This window comes from Streptomyces sp. NBC_01264, assembly GCF_026340675.1.
In the GTDB taxonomy this organism is placed as follows: domain Bacteria; phylum Actinomycetota; class Actinomycetes; order Streptomycetales; family Streptomycetaceae; genus Streptomyces.
This window is the reverse complement of record NZ_JAPEOX010000007.1, coordinates 54,303-74,035: the sequence shown is the minus strand read 5'-3', so window position 1 is coordinate 74,035 and position 19,733 is coordinate 54,303. Positions and strand designations below refer to the sequence as shown.

The following is a 19,733-nucleotide window of genomic DNA, read 5'->3' as shown; positions in this document are numbered from 1 at the left end:
GTGCCGGGCCTTCCTGCAGCAGTCGTTAGGGAGACACCGTCGCAGCCTGCGGTCCGGTGGCTGGCACGGCGAGACACTCGGACCTTGACCCCAGGTTTTGGACACCGGAGACACTTGGATCTTGATGGTCCAGGAGAACGGAGTCCCTGTGGGGATGAAGCACTATCCCGCCGAGTTCAAGGCGGACGCGGTCGCGTTGTACCGGTCGAGGCCGGGAGCGACGATCAAGTCGGTCGCCGCTGATCTCGGGGTGAACACCGAGACGCTGAGGAACTGGATCCGGGCCGCCGACGGCCGCCGACCTGGCGCCCACTCCGCACCGCCGGCCGCCTCGCAGGCCGTCGGCGACGCCGTTCAGGCGGAGCTGGCCGCCGCCCGCAAGAGGATCCGCGAGCTCGAGGAAGAACGGGACATTCTCCGCAAGGCGGCCCGGTATTTCGCGACGGAGACGCGCTGGTGAACCGCTACCAGTTCGTTGACGATCACCAGCGCCGTCACGGCGTGAAGCGGCTCTGCGACATCCTCGGCCTGGCCCGGTCGAGCTTTTACTACTGGCGTCGCACCGCGGCCGCGAGAGCGGCCAGGCAGAGCGTCGAGGCCGGGCTCGCGGCCCGGATACGCAAGATCCACCAGGACTCCGACGGCACCTACGGAGCCCCCAGAATCACCGCGGAACTCCGCGACGAGGAGGGTCCGGTGGTCAACCACAAGCGGGTCGCCAGGATCATGCGGACCATCGGGCTCGAGGGAGTCCGGTTGCGCCGCCGGCACCGCACCACCGTCGCGGACCAAGCCGCGTCGAAGGCACCGGACCTGATCGGACGCGACTTCACCGCAGCCGACGTCAACAGAAAATACGTCGGCGACATCACATACCTGCCGGTCAGCGGCGCGAAGCCGCTCTACCTCGCGACCGTCATCGACTTGTGCTCGCGCCGGCTGGCCGGGTGGGCGATCGCCGATCACATGCGAACCGAACTCGTCATCGACGCCCTGGCGGCAGCCGAGCGGACCCGTGGAAACCTGGCCGGAGCGATCATGCACACGGACCACGGATCCCAATATTCGAGCAGGGCCTTCGCTGAAATCTGCAGGTCAGCCGGGGTCCGGCAGAGCATGGGCGCGATCGGATCCAGCGCCGACAACGCAGCCGCAGAAAGCTTCAACGCCGCCTTCAAGAGGGAGACACTCAAAGGCCGCAAAGCCTGGTCGAGCGAGCGCGAGGCCAGGCTGGACGCGTTCCGCTGGCTGACCCGATACAACACCCGCCGCCGACACTCCCGCCTCGGCCACCGGTCCCCGATCGCCTACGAGAACGACCTCCAGCCAGCTGCAACTACCCTGACCCAAGCCGCATAGACGTGTTCAAAATCCGGGGTCAAGGCCCCTCCAAGAATCGCCGAAGCCAACCAGCAGCAAGTGCGGTTCAGGCAGCCCTGATGCCAGCCAGACCGATGCCTCCACTGATAACGGCGTTATCAGTGGAGGCATCGGGCCTCACCCTCCCCGAGTGCGCCGTCGACGGACAGCGGTAAAAGGCGCCGTTATCGATGGCTCCGCTGCCAAGCAGGAAGCCGGGACGATTTTGAGCATGGGATCCAGAGGGTCCGTGGCATGACGGTCGCGGCGATGCCGACCCCATCATGGCGAAGATGGACGCAAACCAACGGGAGATCTTGTTCCTGCGGTCTTAGGAAGCGCTGGCCGGAATCCCTGGGGGACTCCGAGGATGGCGGAAACTGATAACGCCGTTATCAGTCCGAGCGCCCTTGCGAGGCCTGTTCGACCTCCGCTCGCGCCGTACTCCCGCCCGCGTCAGCCGGCCCGCCGACGTTGCAGCATCGACTGGGTGACCGGTGGATTTGAGTCGCGAGGCCAGAAACACAAAACGGCCCCCTCCGTCCGGAGCAATGTCCGGGCGGAGGGGGCCGCTGCGTGTGGGCTCAGGTGCTCAGGTTGATGCCCGATGGAAGATCGCGTCCGGCGAGGGCCTGGGTGAGAAGTTGGTAGGGCTCGGTCAGGCACCGTGGATTCGTGTCCGAGCGCAGTGGAGCGTGCTGGTTAGCGTTGTCTCGGTGTCGGGGTGGATGAGGACGAGGGCGACCGGGTCGGCGTCGGGTTGTTGCTCGGGGAGAGGTCGTCCGCGTTCCAGGCCGCGCTCGCTGATCCGTACGGCGACGTCGCCGCGGCCGGTCCAGGGGGCTGGCCTCTGCCGCGCTGTGAGCATGGCGGTGAACTCCGCGGCGGCCTTCTGGTCGCCCGGGTGCATCGGGCCGCTGCCGTGTCCGCATCTGCGGAAGCGGGCCGTCATGTGCGCGCCGTCGGGCGGCGCAGCAGCGTCCGGATCCGGTAGCGGAGGGAGGCGCGCTCTTCGTTCTCCTCGATGGCGTCGGCGAGCAGTTCCTCAAGTTCGGTCATGTGCTCTTCGGCGACCCATTGGGGCTGGTGGTCGTCGCCGTGGCAGACCGGGCACAGGTGCTCGTGGCCGTCGAACTCGTGCCACGGCGCGCAGCCGACGTCCTGGCAGTCCGGTCGGGTGGGGTCCTCGCCGATGCCGGAGCAATACGGGCAGCGGGTGAAGCGGTAGTCGATGGGGGCGCCGTGGTGGAGGTCGGAGTGGAGCTGGGCGAGGCCGCGGACTCCGAGCTCGCGCAGCAGCGCGTCGGCCGCGAGGACCTGGCGGTCGATGCCGGTGTGGTGGTGGTCAGTGAGCATCTGGACGGCGGTGCACCAGGCGAGGGTGGAGCGGTCGACCGGGACGGCGTAGCTGCCGGCCCACGGGTCGGTGGGGTCGGCGTCGGCGGGCGGCGGGCCCGGCGCGGTGAGCGGGATGCCGAGGGTGGTGAGCTGGGCGGTGACATCGGCGGTGCGGTGGGTGAACTGGTCGAAGACGGTGGTGGGCATCGGCCCTCACATTCGACGGGGACGCCGGGACCGTGGTGGTCCCGGCGGCCGGAGCGGGTGGGGTCAGTGGGAGGCCGGGGTGAGCGCGGCCCTGTGGTGGTCGCGGTGCGCGCTCTGCGCCGGCTCGGCGAGGACCCGCAGGGTGCGCGGATCGCCGACCGGGCCGCAGTCGCTGCACACCACGGAGTAGCTGCGGCGGCCGGTGCAGCCGGAGGCTGCGTCGCGGGGCTTGCCGGTGGAGGTGACGGCGTGGGTGCACTCGGTTCCGTCCGGGTGGAGCGCGGCGATCTTGACGGTGATGCGGGCCATGGGCTTGGGCTCCTGTTCGGGGTCGGGGAAGGGCATCTGGTGGAGCGCTGCCGTGCGGGCGCGGCCCCGGGTGGGGCGCGGTGGGGTGGGCGGCTCGGTGCGGGTGAGCGTGGTCTCGGGGAGGAGTCCGAGCTGTCCGGCGGCGGCCGCGCGGGCGGCGAGGGTGCGGGAGCGGGTAACCCGGTGGTGGCCGTGGTCTATCCGTAGATGGCAGAGCTGGCAGGCGGCGAGGAGATTCATCTCGCTTACGTCTTCGGGGGTGTGGTTGAGGTGGGCGGTGGTGAGGCCGACCACGGAGCCGGTGTCCGGGTGGATCTGCTCGTGGACGGCCGGGCAGCGGCCGTCGGGGTGCGTGAGGCCGCAGTGGCCGGTGCACTCGCAGCGGCCGCCGGCCCGCTCGAACCGGATCCGTGCGCTGATCTGGGGCCAGTCGCGCGGGTAGCGGTGCAGGTTCTCGGGTCGGATGGGCACGGGTCATTCCCTGCCGGGGGCTTGGCCGCGCTCGAAGGCGTCGAGGATGGCGGTCAGTTCGCCGGGGGTGTCCGCCCAGCCGACCCAGGCGCCGGCCTCGTTCCACACTTCCAGGCCGCCGCTGTCGCCGTCGATGTAGTGCAGGTAGGGGCCGCACCGCTCGATCACCGAGGCGAAGAGGGCGGCTGTGGCGGTGAGCTGGGGGGCGGGCTGGAGGATTTCGAGCGTTTCGACGATCAGGAGGAGAGGCTCGTCCGGGGTGCGGGGAGCCCGGAGGTATCCGGTGGCACGCAGTTTGTCTCCGGGGATGAGCTCGTGGAGCGTGGTGTGGGCGAGCTGCGGGTCGGCGACGCTGCACGGCAGGGTCATCTCGTCGATGCGCTCGTCGGTCGGGGAGACGGTGAGGCGGAACCGGGCCGTCGTACTGTCCGGGTCACCGGGCACGGGGGCATCGTCCAGGAACCCGTCCAGGGCTATCGCTTCGTCGGTCATGGGTCAGCCGGCCTTGCGGACCGGCGTCTGGTGGGCGGCGTCGTACGCCTCCAGCAGCGCCTTGCGGACCAGGCCCGCGTCAGCGACCGTGTGGCCGTTCTGCCGCGCCCAGGACCGGATGGCGGCGAGCTCCTCCTTGCTGCGACCGCTGCCCAGGCCCTTGCGGATCGGGGTGGGCGCGGCGGTGGCCGCTGTGGCCGTGCGGGTGCTGGCCTTCACGGTGCGGAGCTCCTCCTGTGCCCTCTCCAGTTCGGCCTTGGCCCTGCTGACCTTCTCTTCGGCCTCGCGCTGCGCCGCCTCGCTCTCGCGGCGCTCGGACAGCTCGCTCAGGTCGGCGGTGATGCGGGCGGCGCGGCTGCGGACCCCGGCGGCCGGGTGCGTGGCTGCCCAGGTGAGCAGCTTCTGGACCTCGTTGGAGACGGCGCGCGGGATGACCGGGACGTCGATGGCTGGCGAGGGGTTGGCGGTGCGGGGCAGTCCAAGTACCTGGTCGGCGATGAGGTCGGTGAGCTCGGTCTCGCTCAGGCCGGTGGCCTCGAGGATGGTCTGCTCGCTGTCGCCGTGGTTGTGCATTGAGATCGCCATGGCCTCGTGCGCGGAGAGGGCCGGGGCGGCGGGGATGGTCGGCATGGTGGCGTCTCCGGTTTCCGGGAGGAGGGGGAGCAGGGCGGTGAGGGTGTCGGTGTCGGTGGGGAGTCCGAGGGCGTCCAGGAGCAGCGCCATGTCGTCCTTGTCGCGGGAGCTGCGGGCGGTGACCCGGGCCGCGGCGGCGAGCTGCTGGGCCGGGCTCGGGCTCAGGAGGAGGGATTCGGCTTCGAGGGCTTCGGTCCAGTCGGTGAACACGGCTACGCCGCCCTCCTGTCGATGGCCAGCTCCAGCACGCGCCGGTTAGCCTCGGCTTGCTGGGGAGTGATCGGCTCTGTCCAGCGGTTGTACGGTGCGGGCCGGGTGGGGATGCCCTCCAGCTCCAGGCGGGCGAGGGCCAGTTCGCGGGCGGTCGGCGGCACAACGCGCGCCGCGCGTGCCCGCTCCCTGCGGAGCCGGTCCTGTTCGGCCACCACTCCGACCCAGTCCTCACCGAGCCGCGCCACGAGCTCCTTGCGCAGCTGCGTGCGGTCGCGGGCGGTGGTCGCCGCCCATACCCCGGCCTTCGTCAGGTCGGGGTTGGCCAGCGCCCACTTCAGGCAGTCCTTGACGATCGGGCAGCCGGAGCAGGCGTGCTTGACCTTGGCGAGCGCCTTCTCCCGGGCGCGGGGGTCTTCGTCGGTGTTGCGGATCTCCTCGATCGAGAACAGGGCCGGGCTCGTACGGCAGCGCAGGACCTGGTCGGTCTCGGGGAAGGGGATGCGGTCGTCGGCCGCGATGAACGTCGGCGGCTGCGGGACGCCGGTGCGGGTTCCGCTCATGAGGTGCCCTCCGGAGCGAGGTGGGGGAGCTGGAGGAGGACCCGGTCCACGAGGTCCTGGGTGGGGCGCCACGGCCCGAGCTGGCCGTGCAGCCACGGGATGGGGAGGGCGAGCTCCTGGACGTCGGCGAGGACCAAGTGGTGAACGTCGGGCTGCGCCCAGCGCGAGCACGGGGCGGTGCCGGCGGCGTCCTGGTGGCAGTCGGTGAGGCGGGCGACGCCGATGACGGCCCGGGTGTGCAGGGCGCGGCCGCGGATCGCGGTGGCGACCAGCGGGTCGCGCATCGGGGCCCGCTCGGTAGCCGCTCCGGCGTGCAGGAGCACCAGGCCGCGCCAGGACCAGGCGGCCGGGCGGTTCTCCACGTCCTTCCCGGCGAGGATGCAGGTCGTCCAGGGCTGGCGGATCGTGATGCCCCGGATCCAGGCGCCCGAGTCGGTGGTGGTGGTGGTCGCGCTCATGCCGCCTGCCTCAGGGAGTTGGTGCCCGGCCGTCCGGCGCGGCGGCCGTTGATGGAGGGCACCGTGGCGTGCTGCGGTCCGGCGAGGACCGCGCGGCCGGTGTGCTTGCCCGCGTACATCGCGGCGTCGGCGGCCCGCTGAAGCGCGCTCAGGTCCGTCGTGCCAAGGACGTCGGGGGAAGCCGCGCCGACCGACGCGGCGACATCGACCAGGACGCCGTCCTCGACCTCCACCGGCTGCGCGAGCAGCTGCGTGAGCTGGGCGAGACGGAGCTCGCGGCGGGCGGGCCCGATCCGGACCGCGACCGCGAACTCGTCGCCCCCGAGCCGGCCGACCGCGCCGCGGCTGCCCGCCCACGCGGTGAGCCGGGTCGCGGTGGCGGCCAGGACGCGGTCGCCGACGGCGTGCCCGCCAGGCCCGTCGTTGATCTGCTTGAAGTGGTCCAGGTCCACCAGGACGACCAGGGCGCTGTCGCCGTACCGGTCGGTGAGTTGCCGGGCCTTGACCGTGTAGCCGTCACGCCCGAGCAGCCCGGTGAGCGGGTCGCGGCGGGCGGCGGCGAGCTTGCGGTGCAGGCTGACCGCGTGCACGGTCCAGCCGGTCAGCGGCACGGCGAGCGTGGTGATGAGCAGGGCACGTTGCCCGATGGGGGCCTGTACGCGCACGGTGGAGGCCATACTGGTGGCTCCCTCTCTCGTCATGTACGGGATGGGTGGCCCGGGGCAGGCGACGGTTTCGACGCCTAGCGCGCCTGCTCCGGGGCGTAGCTACAGCACGTAGGGCTTCTTGCGGGTCCAGTTGTCCGGGTTGGACCAGCGGCCGGCCTTCGCCGCCGCCCAGTCCAGCTCCCAACCGTCGCGAACCCCGCGCGCTCCCCAGCCGCCGTCCTGCTGCCCGGGGACCTCGAGCCCGGCCTGCCGCGCGGCGAACGCCGCGTCGTACACCTGGTGGGCGCGAGTCAGGGCCTCGTCGGCCGAGGACGCCTTGCCGGTGAAGACGTGCACACCGTGCAGAGCCCGGCTGGTGTCGTGTATCGGGACGTCAACCTCGTAGAACTCCAGGTGCGGCATGACGCCTTCTCCTTCCTGTCGCTGGTCGTGGCGGAACACCGCGACCGCACCGGCCGGTGGGGCCGGGGCGGCACGGAGGAACGCCGCTCGCGCGGGAGGGATCAGCGGTTCGTGGCGGCTGCCACGATTTCGGCGTGGTCGAACGCGAGGTCGGGGAGCGCCTCCAGGGGCCACCAGCGGGCGGCGGTGGCGTCGTCCCCGGCCGTCGGCTCGACCGGCGAGGGCAGGGTGGCGGTGTAGGCGACGCTGACGTACCGGCCGCGCGGGTCACGGCCGGGGGTGTCGAAGGCGCCCAACTGCCGGAGGTCGTCGGCCTGGACGGTAATGCTGGTCTCCTCCTCCAGCTCGCGCACGGAGGCGGCCAGGCTGGTCTCCCCCGTGTCCATGTGGCCCCCGGGCAAGGCCCACCGGCTCTTGAACGGGTCCCAGCCCCGCTCGATCAGCAGGACGTGCCCGGCAGCGAACAGGACCACGTCGGCGGTGTAGCGGATCGTCTCGTCGGTGGTGTCGGTGGTCACCAGATGTCTCCTGGTCTCGAAGAGGATGAAGGAGGCCGCCCCGGCCGGTGCCGGGGCGGCGAAGAAGAACAATGGCGGGACGTCAGGCCGGGACGGAGACCAGAGTGTCGAGCCCGGCCCCGAGCAGGAGGCCGCGGATCGACTGCTCGTACTCGCCGGTGCGGATCAGACGGCCACGAGAGCGGGCCGCCTCGGTCAGAACTGGACGTCAACGGTGATCGGGGTGCGGTGGTCGCCGTAGTCACGGCGGGGGGCGTGGACGGTGCGGCGGTGCGCGGCAAGGCCGGCTGCCCCGCCCTGTACCGGCAGCTGGCATTCGTCGCAGCCGTACAGCCACCTGTCGCCGTCGGGCAGTTCGGCCGGGGTGAGCGGGTGCGGGTGCGGGCCGTCGGCGGCGTGGCTCACGGCCGGGACCCGCGGATGTTGTCGATGGCGCTGGCGACGTGGGTGTTGGCCATGAGGCTGCCGCCGGTGTCGATCCGGTCCCGCAGCGTGTCGAGCCGCGCCCATGCCGTCGTGAGCTGCTGCGCGAGCCATGCCTCATCGCCGGTGGCGGCCGTGCCGAGCCGGGCTTCGATCGTGGTGAGGCGGTCGGTGTCCTGGCTGCCCGCTTCCAGGAAGGTGTCGGCCCGGCGGAGCTCGTCGGCCGTGAACGCCTCCTGCAGGCGCCGGGCTTCGTCGGCCGGCGGGTCGTCGTCGTACCCGGCGTAGCCGCGCAGGTGAACCGCGAGGCGGGCCAGCTCCCAGTCGCTCCGGCCCGGCTCCCTGCTGTCCTGAAGGAAGGTCATCGCGTGCTCCCGACGCTCTCGCGGAGCACTTCATCGGCGTGCTCGCCGAGCTCTTGGTCCGCGCCGTCGAAGCCGCCGTGAACGGAGCAGACGATGTCCTCGCTGTCGTCCAGGTCGCCGTTGAGTGCGCGGGCGAGGCAGGTGACGCTGTACGCGGGCGCCCAGGCCCGGCCGGTGCATTCGTCGTCGTGGGGGCAGGGGAGCGCGACGTCGAAGCCGTAGTCGCCTTCGCCGTCGACGTTCTTCCGGAGGGCGAGGGTGAGGTACTGCTGGCCGAGGCGGATCTCCGCGACACGGTCACCGTCGGCGGCCGTTGAGCCGGGCTTCCACCGCCACAGCGGGAGGATCTCCTCGCCGAACACCCGGCGGACGAGCAGCATCTCGCCCAGGCCGTCGCCGCCGTCGAGTCGGAGGTAGGCGTTCCGGGCATCGCCCAGGCGCTGAAGGAACGGGAGCAGCTGGCAGAGGCTGTCGGAGAAGACGACCTCGTTGAAGCCCTCGGCCAGCAGCTTCGGGTGGGAGCGGACCATGGCCGTGTGCTGCGCGCGGACCGTGTCGTCGGGCACGGTGCGGTTGGCCGGCCGCGGGCCCTGCCGCTCCACACACACGGAGACCGGGGAGGAGACCATGACCGCGACGGCGGGCATGTTGTGGCGCTTGGCGGCGGCGACCAGCGGAGCCCTGGTCGCGGAGGTGACGCTCGTGGCGTCGATGACGGTGAACAGGCCCCGGCGCATCCGGGCCTCCAGGAGCAAGTGCAGGGCGGCGACGGCGTCGCCGGTCGAGTCCTGATCGCCCGCGTCGTCGCTGACGACCTCGCGCAGGGAATCCAGGGACAGCACCTGGGAGGCGGGCCAGGTGCCCGCGAGCGTGGACTTCCCGGCGCCGGAGGGGCCGATGAGGACGACCAGGCTGTGCTCGGGCATCTCCGGGTAGAACGTCGGCTTGCTCATGCGGGATCTCCTTGCGGGTCGAGGTTGCGGGCGGCCCAGAGCAGGCGCGCACCGGCGTTGTCGGTGAGCAGGGCGGCGGAGTCGTGCAGGTAGTGGGAGGCGTCGCCGCAGCGGTCGGGCTGGACGTGCTCGGCACGGCGTGCGGCAACGGTGACCAGCTGCGCGAGGGCCGGGATGAGGCCGCCGGGCGGGTCGGTGTCCTCGATGAGCTCGCGCAGGATCGCGGCGAGCTCCTCCTGGTCGACGCCGTCGGCGGCGACGTCGTCCTGGATCTGCTGGAGGGCCAGGCAGGCGATACCGACCGAGGCGCGCACGCGCTCCAGGCGGGTGCGGGAACGGGCGGTCACCGGCTGGTCGCCTTGGCGGTGGCGAGCAGCGCAGCGGCCGTCTCCCACCCGTGGTGCCACGCGGAGTCCAGCGCGTACGCGCCGTTGAGGCCGTGATCGGCCAGGCGGAAGAAGTTGCCCTTGCCGGTCGTCGTCGCGAGCCGCTCAAGGACGCCGCCCGGGACGCGGCGGTCGGCGATGTAGTGGGTGATGCCCGACAGGGCGAGCGCAGCCGCGGCAGCGCCCGGGTGCAGCCGGATGCCCAGGACCCGGGTGCCGGCCCCGACCACAAGAGCCTGCGTGGCGGTATAGGTCAGGCAGTGCCAGGCGCACGCCTTGATCCCATCGCGGGTGCCGTACGCGACGGGCTCGGCGTCCGGGTCGGCGGCGGGCATCAGGACCGGCTTGGCGTCGGTGGCTGCCTTGACCCGGGCGCAGTGGTCGTTCTGGACCCAGTTTGTCGCTGCTTTGTTGGCGTGTTTCACATTCCTCAACTCCCGTTGTAATGGTGTGGGGTTAGCAGTTGATGAGGGTCGTGTGGCGGGCCTACCGTCCGGTCGCGTGTTGGTGCGTTTCTTCTCCAGTGAGGGCTGGCAGGCGTGGGGGCTCGATGGCGAGCCGTTGATCCCAGAGCGGATGCCGGTGCTGTTCGATGACGACTTCCTGTTCGAGGACGAGGGCGGTCAGAGAGTGACGCGGGCGGTGAACGCCTGCTGTGCTGGAGCCGAAGCAGCGCGCCGCTCCAGCACGGCCGCAGGTAGCGCACCGCCCACCGGAACACATGCGAACACATGCCTGACAAACCGAGCCGCTGCCCCGAACGGGCGAATCCGGGAGCCTGCCGACCAGGGTGGGCAGCGCTGCGGACGCAGCGCAGTAGCGTCTGCTTTCATGCTCGGCGGCCCCCCGTCAGGGGCGGATCTGTGGGGTTCGATGGAGGTGGTACATGCCCGGTGGCCGGACAGGAGCCGAGGAGTCGGGGCACGCGTTCGCGGTCGCCGCGCTGGCGGGGTGCCTGGTGGGGCTGGTGGGCGGTGGGTTCCGGTGGTGCCTGGAACACGCGGACCGGTTGCGGGGCTCCCTCCTGGACGTCTCCACCGTTCTGGGACCCGCCGCGTGGCTGCTCCCAGTCCTGCTGACGGCGGTCGGCGCGACCGTGGCGTGCTGGATCGGACTGCGGGTTCCCCACTCCGCCGGCAGCGGCATCCCTCACGTGCAGACCGTGTGGCGCAAGGAAACTGAGCCGCACGTGAGATGGCTGGTGACCGCGAAGTTCACCGGTGGGCTCATCGCCATCGGGTCCGGCCTCGTCCTGGGACGGGAAGGCCCGATCGTGCACATGGGTGCCACGATCGGCTCGTGGGCTGGGCGCTGGAGCCGCGTGTGCGGCGAGGACGCCCGCCTCCTGCACGCCGCGCTCGGCGGCGCGGGGCTGGCGGCGGCGTTCTCCGCCCCGCTGGGCGGCCTGGTGTTCATCTGCGAGGAAGTGACGCACTCTGTGCGGCCCCGGATGGTGCTGCTCACCCTCGTCTCCACGGTTACGGCCGTGGTATGCGCGCAGGCCATCGTGGGTGACGAGCCCGTATTCGGCGTCCCTCCGCTGTCCGCACCACCGCTGTGGAGCCTGCCGGTATTCCTGGTCTTCGGCGTGACGGCGGGTGTCCTCGGCGCTGGCTACGGCGCCCTGGTCGTCGGGACCTTCCGGGTGTGCAACGAACGGCTCGGCCGGGTACCGGTACTGGCCCGGGCGGCCGGGATCGGGGCGGTAGTGGGCGGCCTCATGGCCTTCGAGCCGCTCCTGGCGGGTGGCGGCGATCCGCTGAGCGAGTGGCTGTCGGAGGGGCGGAGCATCACGGTGGCCGGGTTGGTGGTGTTCCTCGCCGTCCGCTTCGCCGCGGGTCCGCTGAGCTACGCCGCCGCGACCCCTGGCGGCCTCTTCGCCCCACTGCTCGCACTCGGCGCCCTGTGGGGCGCCCTGGTCCACGAGCTCCTCTCCCCACTCCTGTCCGACGGTTCGATGGGCCCGTCCGTGTTCGCTGTAGTGGGAATGGCTGCCCTGTTCACCGGAGTCGTACGGGCGCCGCTGACCGGCATCGTGCTGCTCGTGGAGATGACGGGCTCCGCTACCTTGCTGATCCCGCTGATGACCGCCTGCTTCGCCGCTTCCCTGACCGCGGACCGGCTGGGCAGCGAGCCCGTCTACGAAAGCCTGCGCCGCCGCATGGGCGAGCGCTTGTAGGAGCGTGCCGAAGCTTTGCCCCTTCCACGACTCAGCTATCGACTCTCCGCCTGAACGAATTGCGCAGCAGAGTCCCCACGTGCCGGTCAGACCAGCACAGCCCACCGAATCGAGCATCGCCAGGGCGGCGCTCTGACCGATTGAGGTCAATCAACGGGCACCCACAAAAGCGATTCATGAGCCAGATGAAGACAACGCAGGACCGAGACACGAGCACCTTAAAACGCCAAATCGCCTACGCCGCCCGCGAGCCGCAGGACCTAGACACTCGTCATGGTGGACACGACCTATGCCGTGCTAGCCCAGTGGTCACCGATGTTGGCGGCGGCGCGGCCCAGGCCGAGGACAGCTGCGAAGAGCGCAGGGCGATGCGTCATGCTGGGGTTCTCCTGTATCTCGAGAGGGTGAGGGAGCAGGGCGCCGGCCTCTTGCCGATGCTGCGGCGCCCGTGATCTCGCCCCGGCCGGTTTCGGCCGGGGCGAGATGCGTTCACGCGGCCAGCCGGTGCGCGGCCGCCGGGGGAGCGATGTAGCTGGCGGGATCGGCCGGGGTGCCGTCGTGGCACTCCAGGCAGCTCGCCAGGGACGTCGGAAGCACGAAGAAGTACCTGCGGCGGCAGGTACCACAGGTCTGCCGAGCAGCCATCGCCTTGTCGAGCGCGAACTCCTTGGCGAGGGTCATCGGCCGCACCGGCCTCGCCTTCGCGATCTCGTACAGCAGGCCGTTCTTCGGGCCGCGGGTCTCGACCTCGGCAACCGGCTCCTGGCCGCCCGGCCGCAATCCCATCGCCCTGAGCTGCCGTTTGGTCGCGTACCCCGACGGCGCGCACAGGCGCTTGAACACCGGGATCGTCGTCTCGGGTTCGGCGGGGGCGTAGGGGTCGATGTCGACCAGGTCCTCGTCCTGGCCGGCCATCACCGGGTCCAGGTACCGGGGAGGCGGTGCTGGGGGAGCGGGTAGCGGGGGCCGGGGGTGGTGGGGCGCGGGCGGCCGATCCTGCGGCGCGGCCGGGGGGTGATCACGATGAACCCTCCAAGTCGGGACAGTGGCTGGCACGTGCGGGGGCGCCCGCCGGCCCCGGAGTCGGGGTGGCGGGCGCGGGGTTGGGCTGCGGCCGGTCGGCCTGCCCGGGTCACCGGAGCCGGCCGCCCCAGGTGGCGGGGCGGCGGTGCCGGTGGCCAGGCGGGGCGGTCGGAGCTGGGGTCAGAGGGCTGCGGAGAGGACGCCGAGGACGAGGGCGGCCGCGCTGCCGAGGGCGAGGGTGGCTGCGGCGGAGGCCCAGAAGGGGTGGCCCGTTCCCTTGGGGTCGCGGAGGTCGCTGAGCCCGTCAGCGATGCGCGCGTGGAGCGCGATCAGCGGGCCGAGGGAGGCGTACCAGCGACCAAGGCGGTCGACCTGGCCAGCGACTTCGGCGTCGGGTATGTGCCCGCCGTGGATGGCGAGGCGGTGGTCCTCGCCCTGGGCGGCCAGGTCATCGAGCTGATGGACGACGGGGCTGGTGGTGCGGCAGACGGTGCAGCGGTAGCGGTAGCGGCGCACGGGCGGTGTCTCCTGGTGGCTGGGGTTTTGGGCAGGACAGTGCGACGCCCCGCCGGGAACGTTCTCCGGGCGGGGCGCTGGGGCTGATCTAGGGGAGCTGGCGGCTACGCGTTCTTGCGGTAGACGCCGTACGTGACGTGTTCGATCGCGCCGGTGTTGACCAGGTCGGTCAGAACGCCGGCCAGGGTTTCCTCGCTGAGGCCGGTGAGGACACGGATCTCTTCCTCCCCGATCTCCAGGCCCACCGGGTTGTTGAGGCAGGCCAGCACGGCGACCTGCGGGGTGGGCGGCACCGGCGCGGTGAACACCGGGGGAGGAGCGAGGGGGCGCCAGTAGTTCCTGGCGGCGCCGATTTTGAAGACCCACTGCTCGGTATCCGGGTCCTGCCACTCGTGCTCGGGAAACACGTGGTAGCTGGCGCGGAGTACTCCAAGGGCTTCCAGGCAGGCTGAGCGAGGACCCGTCACCTCGATCTGGACCTGTGAGGTATGGGCGCAGTTCGGGTTGCGCGGGTGGTCGCCGAGGGCGCCGCAGTTGCACGGCGCCTGGAAGTCGGTGGTGCCCTCGGTCGAGTCCATGCCTCATGAAAGCGCAGTTGGGCCTCCTGCGCCCAGAGGTTCCGGGGCCCGACTTCAGCGTGCGGCGCGGAGCAGGAGGTCGAGCACCGGGCCGGCCCAAGTCTGGGCGTTGTTGAAGCGGGGAAGGTCGTGGGCATCGAGGGTGCCCAGGGTGGTCATGAGCTGCACCTCGGCGGCCCGTACCTCCCGCGCCCAGACGGCCGGGTCGTAGGCGAGGGCTGCGGCCTGGACCGATCCGAGGAGGCACAGGCCGTGTCGGTCGCAGAGGGTGCCGCGGGTCCAGCCGTAGCGGATGATCAGCTCCCGCGCGGTGCGCAGCGTGTGGCGGACGCTGGGCTCCGGGTAGCCGGACGGGCCCGTGGCGTACGCCTCTTCGACCTGCCCGATCAGGGCCTGCACGGCTCGGGGGTCCGGGCGGGCAAGCTCCGCACGGTGCGCGGGACGGACAAGGTTGTCGATCATGTCTGCTGACTCCCTTCTACGGGTTCTTGCGGTAGACGCCGGGCTTGACGCGTTCGATCTCGCCGTTCTTGACCAGGGCGGTCAGGACGTTGGACAGGGTCTTCTCGTTGATGCCGGTGAGGGTGCGGATGTCTTCCTTGGTGATCTCCAGGCCCGTGTCGTCGAAGCAGTCCAGGACGGCGGCGTCGGCGCTGGGCTCGGCCGCCGGTTTGGTGAATCCGCCGGCGAGCGAAGGCGCGAACCCGCTGTCGCCCCAGCCCGGACCGTTGCTGGGGACGTAGCCCGCCTCCCCGATGACGGGCACTTCGGCTACGTCATGCCGGTCGTCCCATCCGGACCAGTCCGCCGGCCAGGCGATGTGGTCGTGGCGAATGTAGGGGGCCGCGGATTCCAGGATCCAGCTGCGCATCATCTGGACCGGCTCGCCGGGCGATCCGACGTAGCCGAGGCCGTACGTGCGGGCCGGGTCGTTGAGCGGGATGTCGTCCGACCACACCAGGGGCTCGTCATCAGCGGACCAGGCGGCGGGGATCGCGCCGGGGTCGATGCCCTCGAAGCCGTCCACGGTGACGAGGTTCGACTGGGCGGAGTCCGTGCGCAGCATGACCATCGCGCCGCCCTGGATCACGTTGGTGCGCAGTGCGGTGGAGCCGCCAAGTTTGTCGGCGTTGACGGCCTGGTTGACGATCAGCAGCGTCATGCCGAGGTTCCGGCCGAGTGCTGCGATCTTGTCCAGGATGAAGACGGCTTCCTTGCCGTCATCGGTGGCGGAGTCGGTGATCATGTGGGTCTCGTCCACGATCACCATGACCCACGGGCAGTTGGGGGTCGCCTTGAAGTTCTTGCGGCCGAGCCTGGCCGACTCCGCGACTCGGTGCTGCAGCAGGGCGTAGGCCAGGCGCAGCGACTTGATCGCGTCGGTGCCGGTCGCCGCGTACGCGGCCATCGCCTCGACGTCGGGGTTGGAGCTGCCCTTGGGATCGGCGTAGATGATCGCCGTGCCCGCCAAGTGTGCGGCGAGCGCAATGATCTGGACGACGCCGCCCTTGCCGGAGCCTGTGACACCGGCAATGAAAATGTGCTGGGCGCCGAGCACGGGGTCGAACATCTGCAGACGGGCGACGCGGCCGGAGACGCCACGGCCGATGGCGATGTATCCGCCCTTGGACGGCTCCAACGCCTGCGGGCCTGGGAAGGGAACCCCGTCCTCAAGGGGGTTCTTGTCCATGAGCCGGATCTTGCCCCGGCGCGGGTCGGACGGGTGGGGCTGGTAGTCGACCAGGGTCATGGAGGAGCGCAGGGCGCCGACGAGGAGCTTGCGGTCGGGGACGGGGACGGCGGGGACGTCGTCGTCGGCGACGACCCACGCGACCCAGCCGCCGGTGGCGGGGTCGACCTGGGCATCCTTGAGGTGGGTGCCCGGCATGACCTTCGGCCGGACCAGGCGGGCCCACATCCCCTCCATCGTGTTCGGATCCAGCTCCGCCGGCGCCGTCCGGCGCACCGTCACGTACTGCTCGCCGGGGTGGTGGCCGGCAGCGAAGGTGACACAGGCAGCGGGGACCCGGTAGGCGGAGCCGACCGCTTCCGCGGACACGTTCACGACCTTGCCTTGGGGGGCCTCGATGATGCCCTCCCACAGCTCGCCGCGGTCGGTGACGCCGACGAGGTGCTGGCCGGGATGCGCGCCGCCCTCGCCGGAGATGTGCTCGGCCCAGATCTTGTAGAGGCCGCCGGGCCCCGGCGTGCCGGGCGGGCCGGCTACCGGGGTGGGGGAGGAGATGCGGACCCTGCGGGCGGCGAGGGCCGGGCGGAGCCTGATGGTGAGGCCCGCCCACATCGTCCACCAAGCGGCGGAGACGAGCCCGGACAAGCTGGCCGGGTCGAGGAACCCGGCCAGCAGACCGTCGGCATACGCGGGGCCGAGGAACACCCCCGGGGCGACGGCCATGGAGGTGAGGAGGCTGGAGCCCAGCAGGGTGGAGCGCTGGGCGGTCAGGACGTCCCCGATCCCCGTGGCCTCCAGGACGCTGGCGGGGATGCGGCCCACGTAGTGCGTGGCGAACGCCGCGCTCCCGCACACCGTGGCGGCCGCGGTGAGGGCGGCGAGGCCGGGCTCCAGGAGCGGGGTGAGGGCACCGAGGGCGGGCGGGGCGATCACCGAGACGAGCGCGGGGACCTGGTCGGCGATGTGCGGGCGGCGGGTCACGGTGATCTCGGACATGGGCGGGTTACTCCTGTTCGTAGAAGGCGGCTCGGGCCATGGGGACGCCCATGGCGTTGACCTGCTCGTCGATGCCCTCGTGGGTCTTGCGGGCCTGGGCGTCGGCGGCGCGGGCGGCGCCGGCCACGTTGTCGGCGGCGGACGCGGCGGCGATGGACGCCTGGGACAGACCGCGCATGATCTGCGACGTGTCCTTGGCTTCGCCGGTCGTATGGGTGTCGACTTCGAGGTTCGCGAGGCCGTCGGCGACACGGGCCACGGCCTGGGCGTTCTGGTCGGCGCGCTGGCCGATCTGCCGGATCGTCTCGCCGTCCTTGGCAACCAGGCCGGCCAGCTTCTGCACCTCGGCGCGCAGCTGGCGGTAGGTGGTGTCTGCCATGCGGGGCTTCTCCTATCGGACGTAGAAGGGGCGTTCGGCGGGACTGGTCTCGTCGGAGTCGGCCACGGCCTTGTAGACGCCGCCGTGGCGCACCTCCGCGTTCTTGTTGAGGGTCCGCAGCGCCTCGATGCCGCGTACGGCGTTGCCGTGCATCTTCTCGGCCTCCTTCGCCTGGGCCTCGGTCGCTTCGTGGAGCTTCTGGAGGGAGGCGACCAGGTTCTTGCCGCCCTTGATCTTCGGGTCCTTGCACTGGTCGATCAGGTTCTGGATCTCCTTGACGCGGCCTGCGGAGACCTCCTTGGCCTGCTTGCACTGGTCGGTGATCTGGTGGGTGTCGGCTTCCCGGCCGTCCAGGAACTGGGTGAGGCGGCGCAGGGTCCGGACCTCGCCGACGGTCATCACGTTGCCGTTGGAGAGGTGAACGGCCCCCCCAAGCTTGGACATCTGAGCCCCCAGGGGCACCGCCCCCATAGCCGGCGCGGGCGCGGAGGCGGGCTTGGCGGGCGTGGGCGGGGCAGCGGGCTTGGCGGGCACGGGCGGAACTCCTCGGGTGCGGTTTCGGGCGGCATCCATCTGCGCCTTGTCGCGGGCGGCCTTGTCGCGGATGGCCTGCTGTCCGTCCGCGTAGCCGTCGCGCCAGGCCGCCATGTCCGCTTCGGCGGTGGCCTCCTGCGCCCCGGCGTTGAAGCCTGCCTCGCGGGCGGGCTGCGCGGTGTACGGACCTTTCCTCGGCTTGGCCTTGTCCTGCTTGCCCGTCGCGACGGGCCCGGCCGGAGCCGGACCAGTCGGGGCTGACGGTCCAGGCGCAGGCGGAGATCCCGGCTTCGTGGTGGCCGGGTCCGGCTTCACCACCGTCGGCTTGTCCCCAACCTTGGCCGGGACAGGCGCCGTGGCCGAACCGGGGGCGGGGACCTTCGGCGGCGGAGTCGTGGCGGCCGGCTTGTTCTCCCGCGGCTGCCGTCCGGGGGTGTTGTCCGTCTTACGGCTGCTCTTGTCGTCACGGGCCGTACGGTCCTGCGTGTCCGTGGACGTCTTGCCCGCCTGCTGGCGGGTGTTGTGGTCCTTGCGGTCCGACGCCGTCTTCGCATCCCGGCTGCTTTTGTCCGCCGAGCTCCGCGTATCCGCCGTCTTCGCGTCCCGAGTGTTGCTGTTCTTATCGGCCGAGCTGCGGGTGTCCGCGGTCTTGGCGTCCCGGCTGTTCTTGTCCGCCGAGCTGCGGGTGTCGGCCGTCTTGGCGTCCCGGCTGTTCTTGTCCGCCTTCGTGTTGGCCGCCGAGGTCTTGGCGTCGCGGGTGTCGGCGGTCTTGGCGGACTTGTCGCTCTTGCTGGCGTGGGCGGTGGTGGCCGTCCGGTTCGACTTGGTGTCGGAGGTGGCGCCCTTCTTCTCCGTGATCCCGTGGTTGATCTTGCGGTCGGTGGACGATCCGCGGATCTCGCTGATCGTGTGCTGGACCTTGATCTGCTGCTGCGGACGGTTCGCGATGTAGGCCGCGATGCCCTTCCACATGCCGGGGCTCGACGTGTTCTTTTCGGCCTTGCCGGGCTTGCCGTCCGAGCCGCTGCTCTCTCCTTGCGAGGCGTAGGCGGCGGATCCTCCGGAGGTGTCCCGGGTGGGGCGCGCGAGCTCAACCGGAGCGAGGATCCCGCCCCCGGTGGAGGGTGCCGGAGCCGGGGCGGGGGGCGCCGCCGGGGGCGGGGCCTGCTCGGTGGCCGGGGCTGCGACCGTGGGCGGCTCGGGGGGCATCGGGGGCGGGGTGGGCGGGGTCATCACTGCGGAAACCTCACTTTCTGTGACTTCCTTCCTTCCTTCCTTCCTTCCTTCCTTCCTTCCTGAGGAAAAGGCCCGTTCACAGCCTCTAGGAGGTCGGGAACGGGCCTTCTGCCCGGGAAGGAAGGAAGGAACTTACGTGGCGTTAGCGCCCTTGTTGGCCTTGCGGACCATGTATCCGACCCCTCCAATCGCGACCCCGGCGACGATGAGCCCGCCGGTGACGCCGAACCCTCCCCCCTGGCCGGTACCGGAAGCGGAAGATGCGTTGACCGCTCCCCTGGAGCCGCCGAGGTCCACTCCGCCGGGGGCCGGGAACGCCTCGGCGCAGACGTCCTTGTTGTAGCCGGCCTTCTCGATGCACTTCTGGAATCCGGCCATGCGACGCTCTTCCGCTTTCGCGTCCGGCGCGTTCAGCTTGGCCTTCTCCACCTCGAGCTGCTGGGCCTGGAGCGCGAGCTCCTGGGCCCGCACCTCGGCCTGCCCGGAGGACGCGCTGAAGGCGGAGATGCCGACCGCACTGGCCCCGACGATGACCAGTCCGGCCATCGCGATCAGGGCCTTGGCCTGCCCGGTCATCGGGGCCTTGACGGGCGGGCCGTAGGGGGTGGGAGCGGGCTGCTCCCACCCCGCGCCCGTGGTCAGGTGGGTGAATTTCTGGTCGATGTAGTCGCGTTCACGGTCGTGGGTCACGCTGGGTTCCTCCTTGGAAGGGCGGGTGCGTTGTTGTCATTTGCGCGTCTCGGCGAGAGCGCGACAGCTTCGTCGGGACCGGCCGAGACCGGCCTCGCCGTAGCCGAAGACAGAGGAGGTCCCAGTACGGGAGACCGGCCTGCTGAAGGCGGTAAAT

At 71.1% G+C, this 19,733-nt stretch carries 25 protein-coding genes; 2 read left to right on the top strand and 23 right to left on the bottom strand.

What is annotated here, in order from left to right; genetic code table 11:
* The first annotated feature begins 148 nt into the window (after positions 1–148).
* Positions 149–1,359, top strand: a protein-coding gene (locus OG435_RS49025) for an IS3 family transposase (protein WP_266882441.1) whose coding sequence is annotated in 2 segments (ribosomal slippage) — positions 149–440 and positions 440–1,359 — 1,212 coding nt in all. Because the reading frame shifts where the segments join, the coding sequence is not laid out codon by codon here.
* A gap of 658 nt (positions 1,360–2,017) precedes the next feature.
* Here OG435_RS49025 and OG435_RS49020 read toward each other — a convergent pair.
* From OG435_RS49020 to OG435_RS48950, 15 genes are all read right to left on the bottom strand, one after another.
* Complete coding sequence (locus OG435_RS49020) at positions 2,018–2,311, bottom strand: hypothetical protein (protein WP_266888313.1); 294 nt, start codon at positions 2,309–2,311, stop codon at positions 2,018–2,020.
* Complete coding sequence (locus OG435_RS49015) at positions 2,308–2,904, bottom strand: hypothetical protein (RefSeq protein WP_266888311.1); 597 nt, start codon at positions 2,902–2,904, stop codon at positions 2,308–2,310. The genes OG435_RS49020 and OG435_RS49015 overlap by 4 nt, the downstream gene beginning before the upstream one ends.
* 63 nt (positions 2,905–2,967) lie before the next feature.
* On the bottom strand, positions 2,968–3,684 hold the full coding sequence (locus OG435_RS49010) for a hypothetical protein (RefSeq protein ID WP_266888309.1): 717 nt from the start codon (positions 3,682–3,684) through the stop codon (positions 2,968–2,970).
* Between the two features lie 3 nt (positions 3,685–3,687).
* Positions 3,688–4,176, bottom strand: a complete 489-nt coding sequence (locus OG435_RS49005; protein WP_266888307.1) for a hypothetical protein — start codon at positions 4,174–4,176, stop codon at positions 3,688–3,690.
* Between the two features lie 3 nt (positions 4,177–4,179).
* Positions 4,180–5,019 (bottom strand): Lsr2 family DNA-binding protein, encoded by an 840-nt coding sequence (locus tag OG435_RS49000; protein WP_266888306.1) that lies wholly within the window; start codon positions 5,017–5,019, stop codon positions 4,180–4,182.
* 2 nt (positions 5,020–5,021) lie between these two features.
* A complete protein-coding gene (locus OG435_RS48995; RefSeq protein WP_266888305.1) occupies positions 5,022–5,582 on the bottom strand; it encodes a WhiB family transcriptional regulator in 561 nt (186 codons plus the stop codon).
* Positions 5,579–6,040, bottom strand: a complete 462-nt coding sequence (locus OG435_RS48990) for a hypothetical protein (protein ID WP_266888303.1) — start codon at positions 6,038–6,040, stop codon at positions 5,579–5,581. Before OG435_RS48990 ends, OG435_RS48995 begins: the two co-directional genes overlap by 4 nt.
* Positions 6,037–6,717 carry a GGDEF domain-containing protein gene (locus OG435_RS48985; RefSeq protein WP_266888301.1) on the bottom strand — a complete coding sequence of 227 codons (681 nt, stop codon included), beginning with the start codon at positions 6,715–6,717 and terminating at the stop codon, positions 6,037–6,039. The genes OG435_RS48990 and OG435_RS48985 overlap by 4 nt, the downstream gene beginning before the upstream one ends.
* Positions 6,718–6,807: 90 nt before the next feature.
* Entirely contained in the window at positions 6,808–7,110 is a 303-nt protein-coding gene (locus tag OG435_RS48980) for a hypothetical protein (RefSeq protein ID WP_266888299.1), read from the bottom strand.
* Positions 7,111–7,211: 101 nt separating this feature from the next.
* Positions 7,212–7,628: an NUDIX hydrolase gene (locus OG435_RS48975; RefSeq protein ID WP_266888297.1), complete on the bottom strand. Its 417-nt coding sequence runs from the start codon at positions 7,626–7,628 to the stop codon at positions 7,212–7,214.
* A gap of 195 nt (positions 7,629–7,823) precedes the next feature.
* On the bottom strand, positions 7,824–8,033 hold the full coding sequence (locus tag OG435_RS48970; RefSeq protein WP_266888295.1) for a hypothetical protein: 210 nt from the start codon (positions 8,031–8,033) through the stop codon (positions 7,824–7,826).
* On the bottom strand, positions 8,030–8,416 hold the full coding sequence (locus tag OG435_RS48965; protein WP_266888293.1) for a hypothetical protein: 387 nt from the start codon (positions 8,414–8,416) through the stop codon (positions 8,030–8,032). Before OG435_RS48965 ends, OG435_RS48970 begins: the two co-directional genes overlap by 4 nt.
* Positions 8,413–9,369 carry an ATP-binding protein gene (locus OG435_RS48960; protein ID WP_266888291.1) on the bottom strand — a complete coding sequence of 319 codons (957 nt, stop codon included), beginning with the start codon at positions 9,367–9,369 and terminating at the stop codon, positions 8,413–8,415. Before OG435_RS48960 ends, OG435_RS48965 begins: the two co-directional genes overlap by 4 nt.
* Positions 9,366–9,716, bottom strand: coding sequence for a hypothetical protein (locus tag OG435_RS48955; protein WP_266888289.1), 351 nt, complete (start codon positions 9,714–9,716; stop codon positions 9,366–9,368). The genes OG435_RS48960 and OG435_RS48955 overlap by 4 nt, the downstream gene beginning before the upstream one ends.
* Positions 9,713–10,180 (bottom strand): hypothetical protein, encoded by a 468-nt coding sequence (locus OG435_RS48950; protein WP_266888287.1) that lies wholly within the window; start codon positions 10,178–10,180, stop codon positions 9,713–9,715. The genes OG435_RS48955 and OG435_RS48950 overlap by 4 nt, the downstream gene beginning before the upstream one ends.
* A 461-nt stretch (positions 10,181–10,641) precedes the next feature.
* On the opposite strand from OG435_RS48950, the gene OG435_RS48945 reads away from it, so the two are divergent.
* Entirely contained in the window at positions 10,642–11,934 is a 1,293-nt protein-coding gene (locus OG435_RS48945; protein WP_266888285.1) for a ClC family H(+)/Cl(-) exchange transporter, read from the top strand.
* A 489-nt stretch (positions 11,935–12,423) separates the two neighbouring features.
* On the opposite strand, the gene OG435_RS48940 is transcribed toward OG435_RS48945, so the two are convergent.
* From OG435_RS48940 to OG435_RS48905, 8 genes are all read right to left on the bottom strand, one after another.
* Positions 12,424–12,849 (bottom strand): ferrous iron transport protein A, encoded by a 426-nt coding sequence (locus OG435_RS48940; RefSeq protein WP_266888283.1) that lies wholly within the window; start codon positions 12,847–12,849, stop codon positions 12,424–12,426.
* Positions 12,850–13,137: 288 nt separating this feature from the next.
* Complete coding sequence (locus tag OG435_RS48935; protein WP_266888281.1) at positions 13,138–13,473, bottom strand: hypothetical protein; 336 nt, start codon at positions 13,471–13,473, stop codon at positions 13,138–13,140.
* A gap of 104 nt (positions 13,474–13,577) precedes the next feature.
* A complete protein-coding gene (locus OG435_RS48930) occupies positions 13,578–14,051 on the bottom strand; it encodes a hypothetical protein (RefSeq protein WP_266888280.1) in 474 nt (157 codons plus the stop codon).
* Between the two features lie 54 nt (positions 14,052–14,105).
* Positions 14,106–14,513: a DUF6197 family protein gene (locus OG435_RS48925; RefSeq protein WP_266888279.1), complete on the bottom strand. Its 408-nt coding sequence runs from the start codon at positions 14,511–14,513 to the stop codon at positions 14,106–14,108.
* A 16-nt stretch (positions 14,514–14,529) separates the two neighbouring features.
* Positions 14,530–16,737, bottom strand: a complete 2,208-nt coding sequence (locus tag OG435_RS48920; protein WP_266888277.1) for a hypothetical protein — start codon at positions 16,735–16,737, stop codon at positions 14,530–14,532.
* Between the two features lie 7 nt (positions 16,738–16,744).
* Positions 16,745–17,116 (bottom strand): hypothetical protein, encoded by a 372-nt coding sequence (locus tag OG435_RS48915; protein ID WP_266888275.1) that lies wholly within the window; start codon positions 17,114–17,116, stop codon positions 16,745–16,747.
* 12 nt (positions 17,117–17,128) lie between these two features.
* Positions 17,129–18,883: a hypothetical protein gene (locus OG435_RS48910; RefSeq protein ID WP_266888273.1), complete on the bottom strand. Its 1,755-nt coding sequence runs from the start codon at positions 18,881–18,883 to the stop codon at positions 17,129–17,131.
* 135 nt (positions 18,884–19,018) lie between these two features.
* Positions 19,019–19,576 carry a hypothetical protein gene (locus OG435_RS48905; protein ID WP_266888271.1) on the bottom strand — a complete coding sequence of 186 codons (558 nt, stop codon included), beginning with the start codon at positions 19,574–19,576 and terminating at the stop codon, positions 19,019–19,021.
* Positions 19,577–19,733 lie beyond the last annotated feature (157 nt).

Bases quoted from the DNA above. Each gene is read 5' to 3' on its own strand.
- OG435_RS48930 (WP_266888280.1), bottom strand. From the start codon at position 14,051: ATGGACTCGACCGAGGGCACCACCGACTTCCAGGCGCCGTGCAACTGC.
- OG435_RS49020 (WP_266888313.1), bottom strand. From the start codon at position 2,311: ATGACGGCCCGCTTCCGCAGATGCGGACACGGCAGCGGCCCGATGCAC.
- OG435_RS48915 (WP_266888275.1), bottom strand. From the start codon at position 17,116: ATGGCAGACACCACCTACCGCCAGCTGCGCGCCGAGGTGCAGAAGCTG.
- OG435_RS48980 (WP_266888299.1), bottom strand. From the start codon at position 7,110: ATGCCGCACCTGGAGTTCTACGAGGTTGACGTCCCGATACACGACACC.
- OG435_RS48995 (WP_266888305.1), bottom strand. From the start codon at position 5,582: ATGAGCGGAACCCGCACCGGCGTCCCGCAGCCGCCGACGTTCATCGCG.
- OG435_RS48920 (WP_266888277.1), bottom strand. From the start codon at position 16,737: ATGTCCGAGATCACCGTGACCCGCCGCCCGCACATCGCCGACCAGGTC.
- OG435_RS49005 (WP_266888307.1), bottom strand. From the start codon at position 4,176: ATGACCGACGAAGCGATAGCCCTGGACGGGTTCCTGGACGATGCCCCC.
- OG435_RS48940 (WP_266888283.1), bottom strand. From the start codon at position 12,849: ATGGCCGGCCAGGACGAGGACCTGGTCGACATCGACCCCTACGCCCCC.
- OG435_RS48960 (WP_266888291.1), bottom strand. From the start codon at position 9,369: ATGAGCAAGCCGACGTTCTACCCGGAGATGCCCGAGCACAGCCTGGTC.
- OG435_RS48945 (WP_266888285.1), top strand. From the start codon at position 10,642: ATGCCCGGTGGCCGGACAGGAGCCGAGGAGTCGGGGCACGCGTTCGCG.
- OG435_RS48990 (WP_266888303.1), bottom strand. From the start codon at position 6,040: ATGAGCGCGACCACCACCACCACCGACTCGGGCGCCTGGATCCGGGGC.
- OG435_RS48985 (WP_266888301.1), bottom strand. From the start codon at position 6,717: ATGGCCTCCACCGTGCGCGTACAGGCCCCCATCGGGCAACGTGCCCTG.
- OG435_RS48965 (WP_266888293.1), bottom strand. From the start codon at position 8,416: ATGACCTTCCTTCAGGACAGCAGGGAGCCGGGCCGGAGCGACTGGGAG.
- OG435_RS48925 (WP_266888279.1), bottom strand. From the start codon at position 14,513: ATGATCGACAACCTTGTCCGTCCCGCGCACCGTGCGGAGCTTGCCCGC.
- OG435_RS48910 (WP_266888273.1), bottom strand. From the start codon at position 18,883: ATGACCCCGCCCACCCCGCCCCCGATGCCCCCCGAGCCGCCCACGGTC.
- OG435_RS49015 (WP_266888311.1), bottom strand. From the start codon at position 2,904: ATGCCCACCACCGTCTTCGACCAGTTCACCCACCGCACCGCCGATGTC.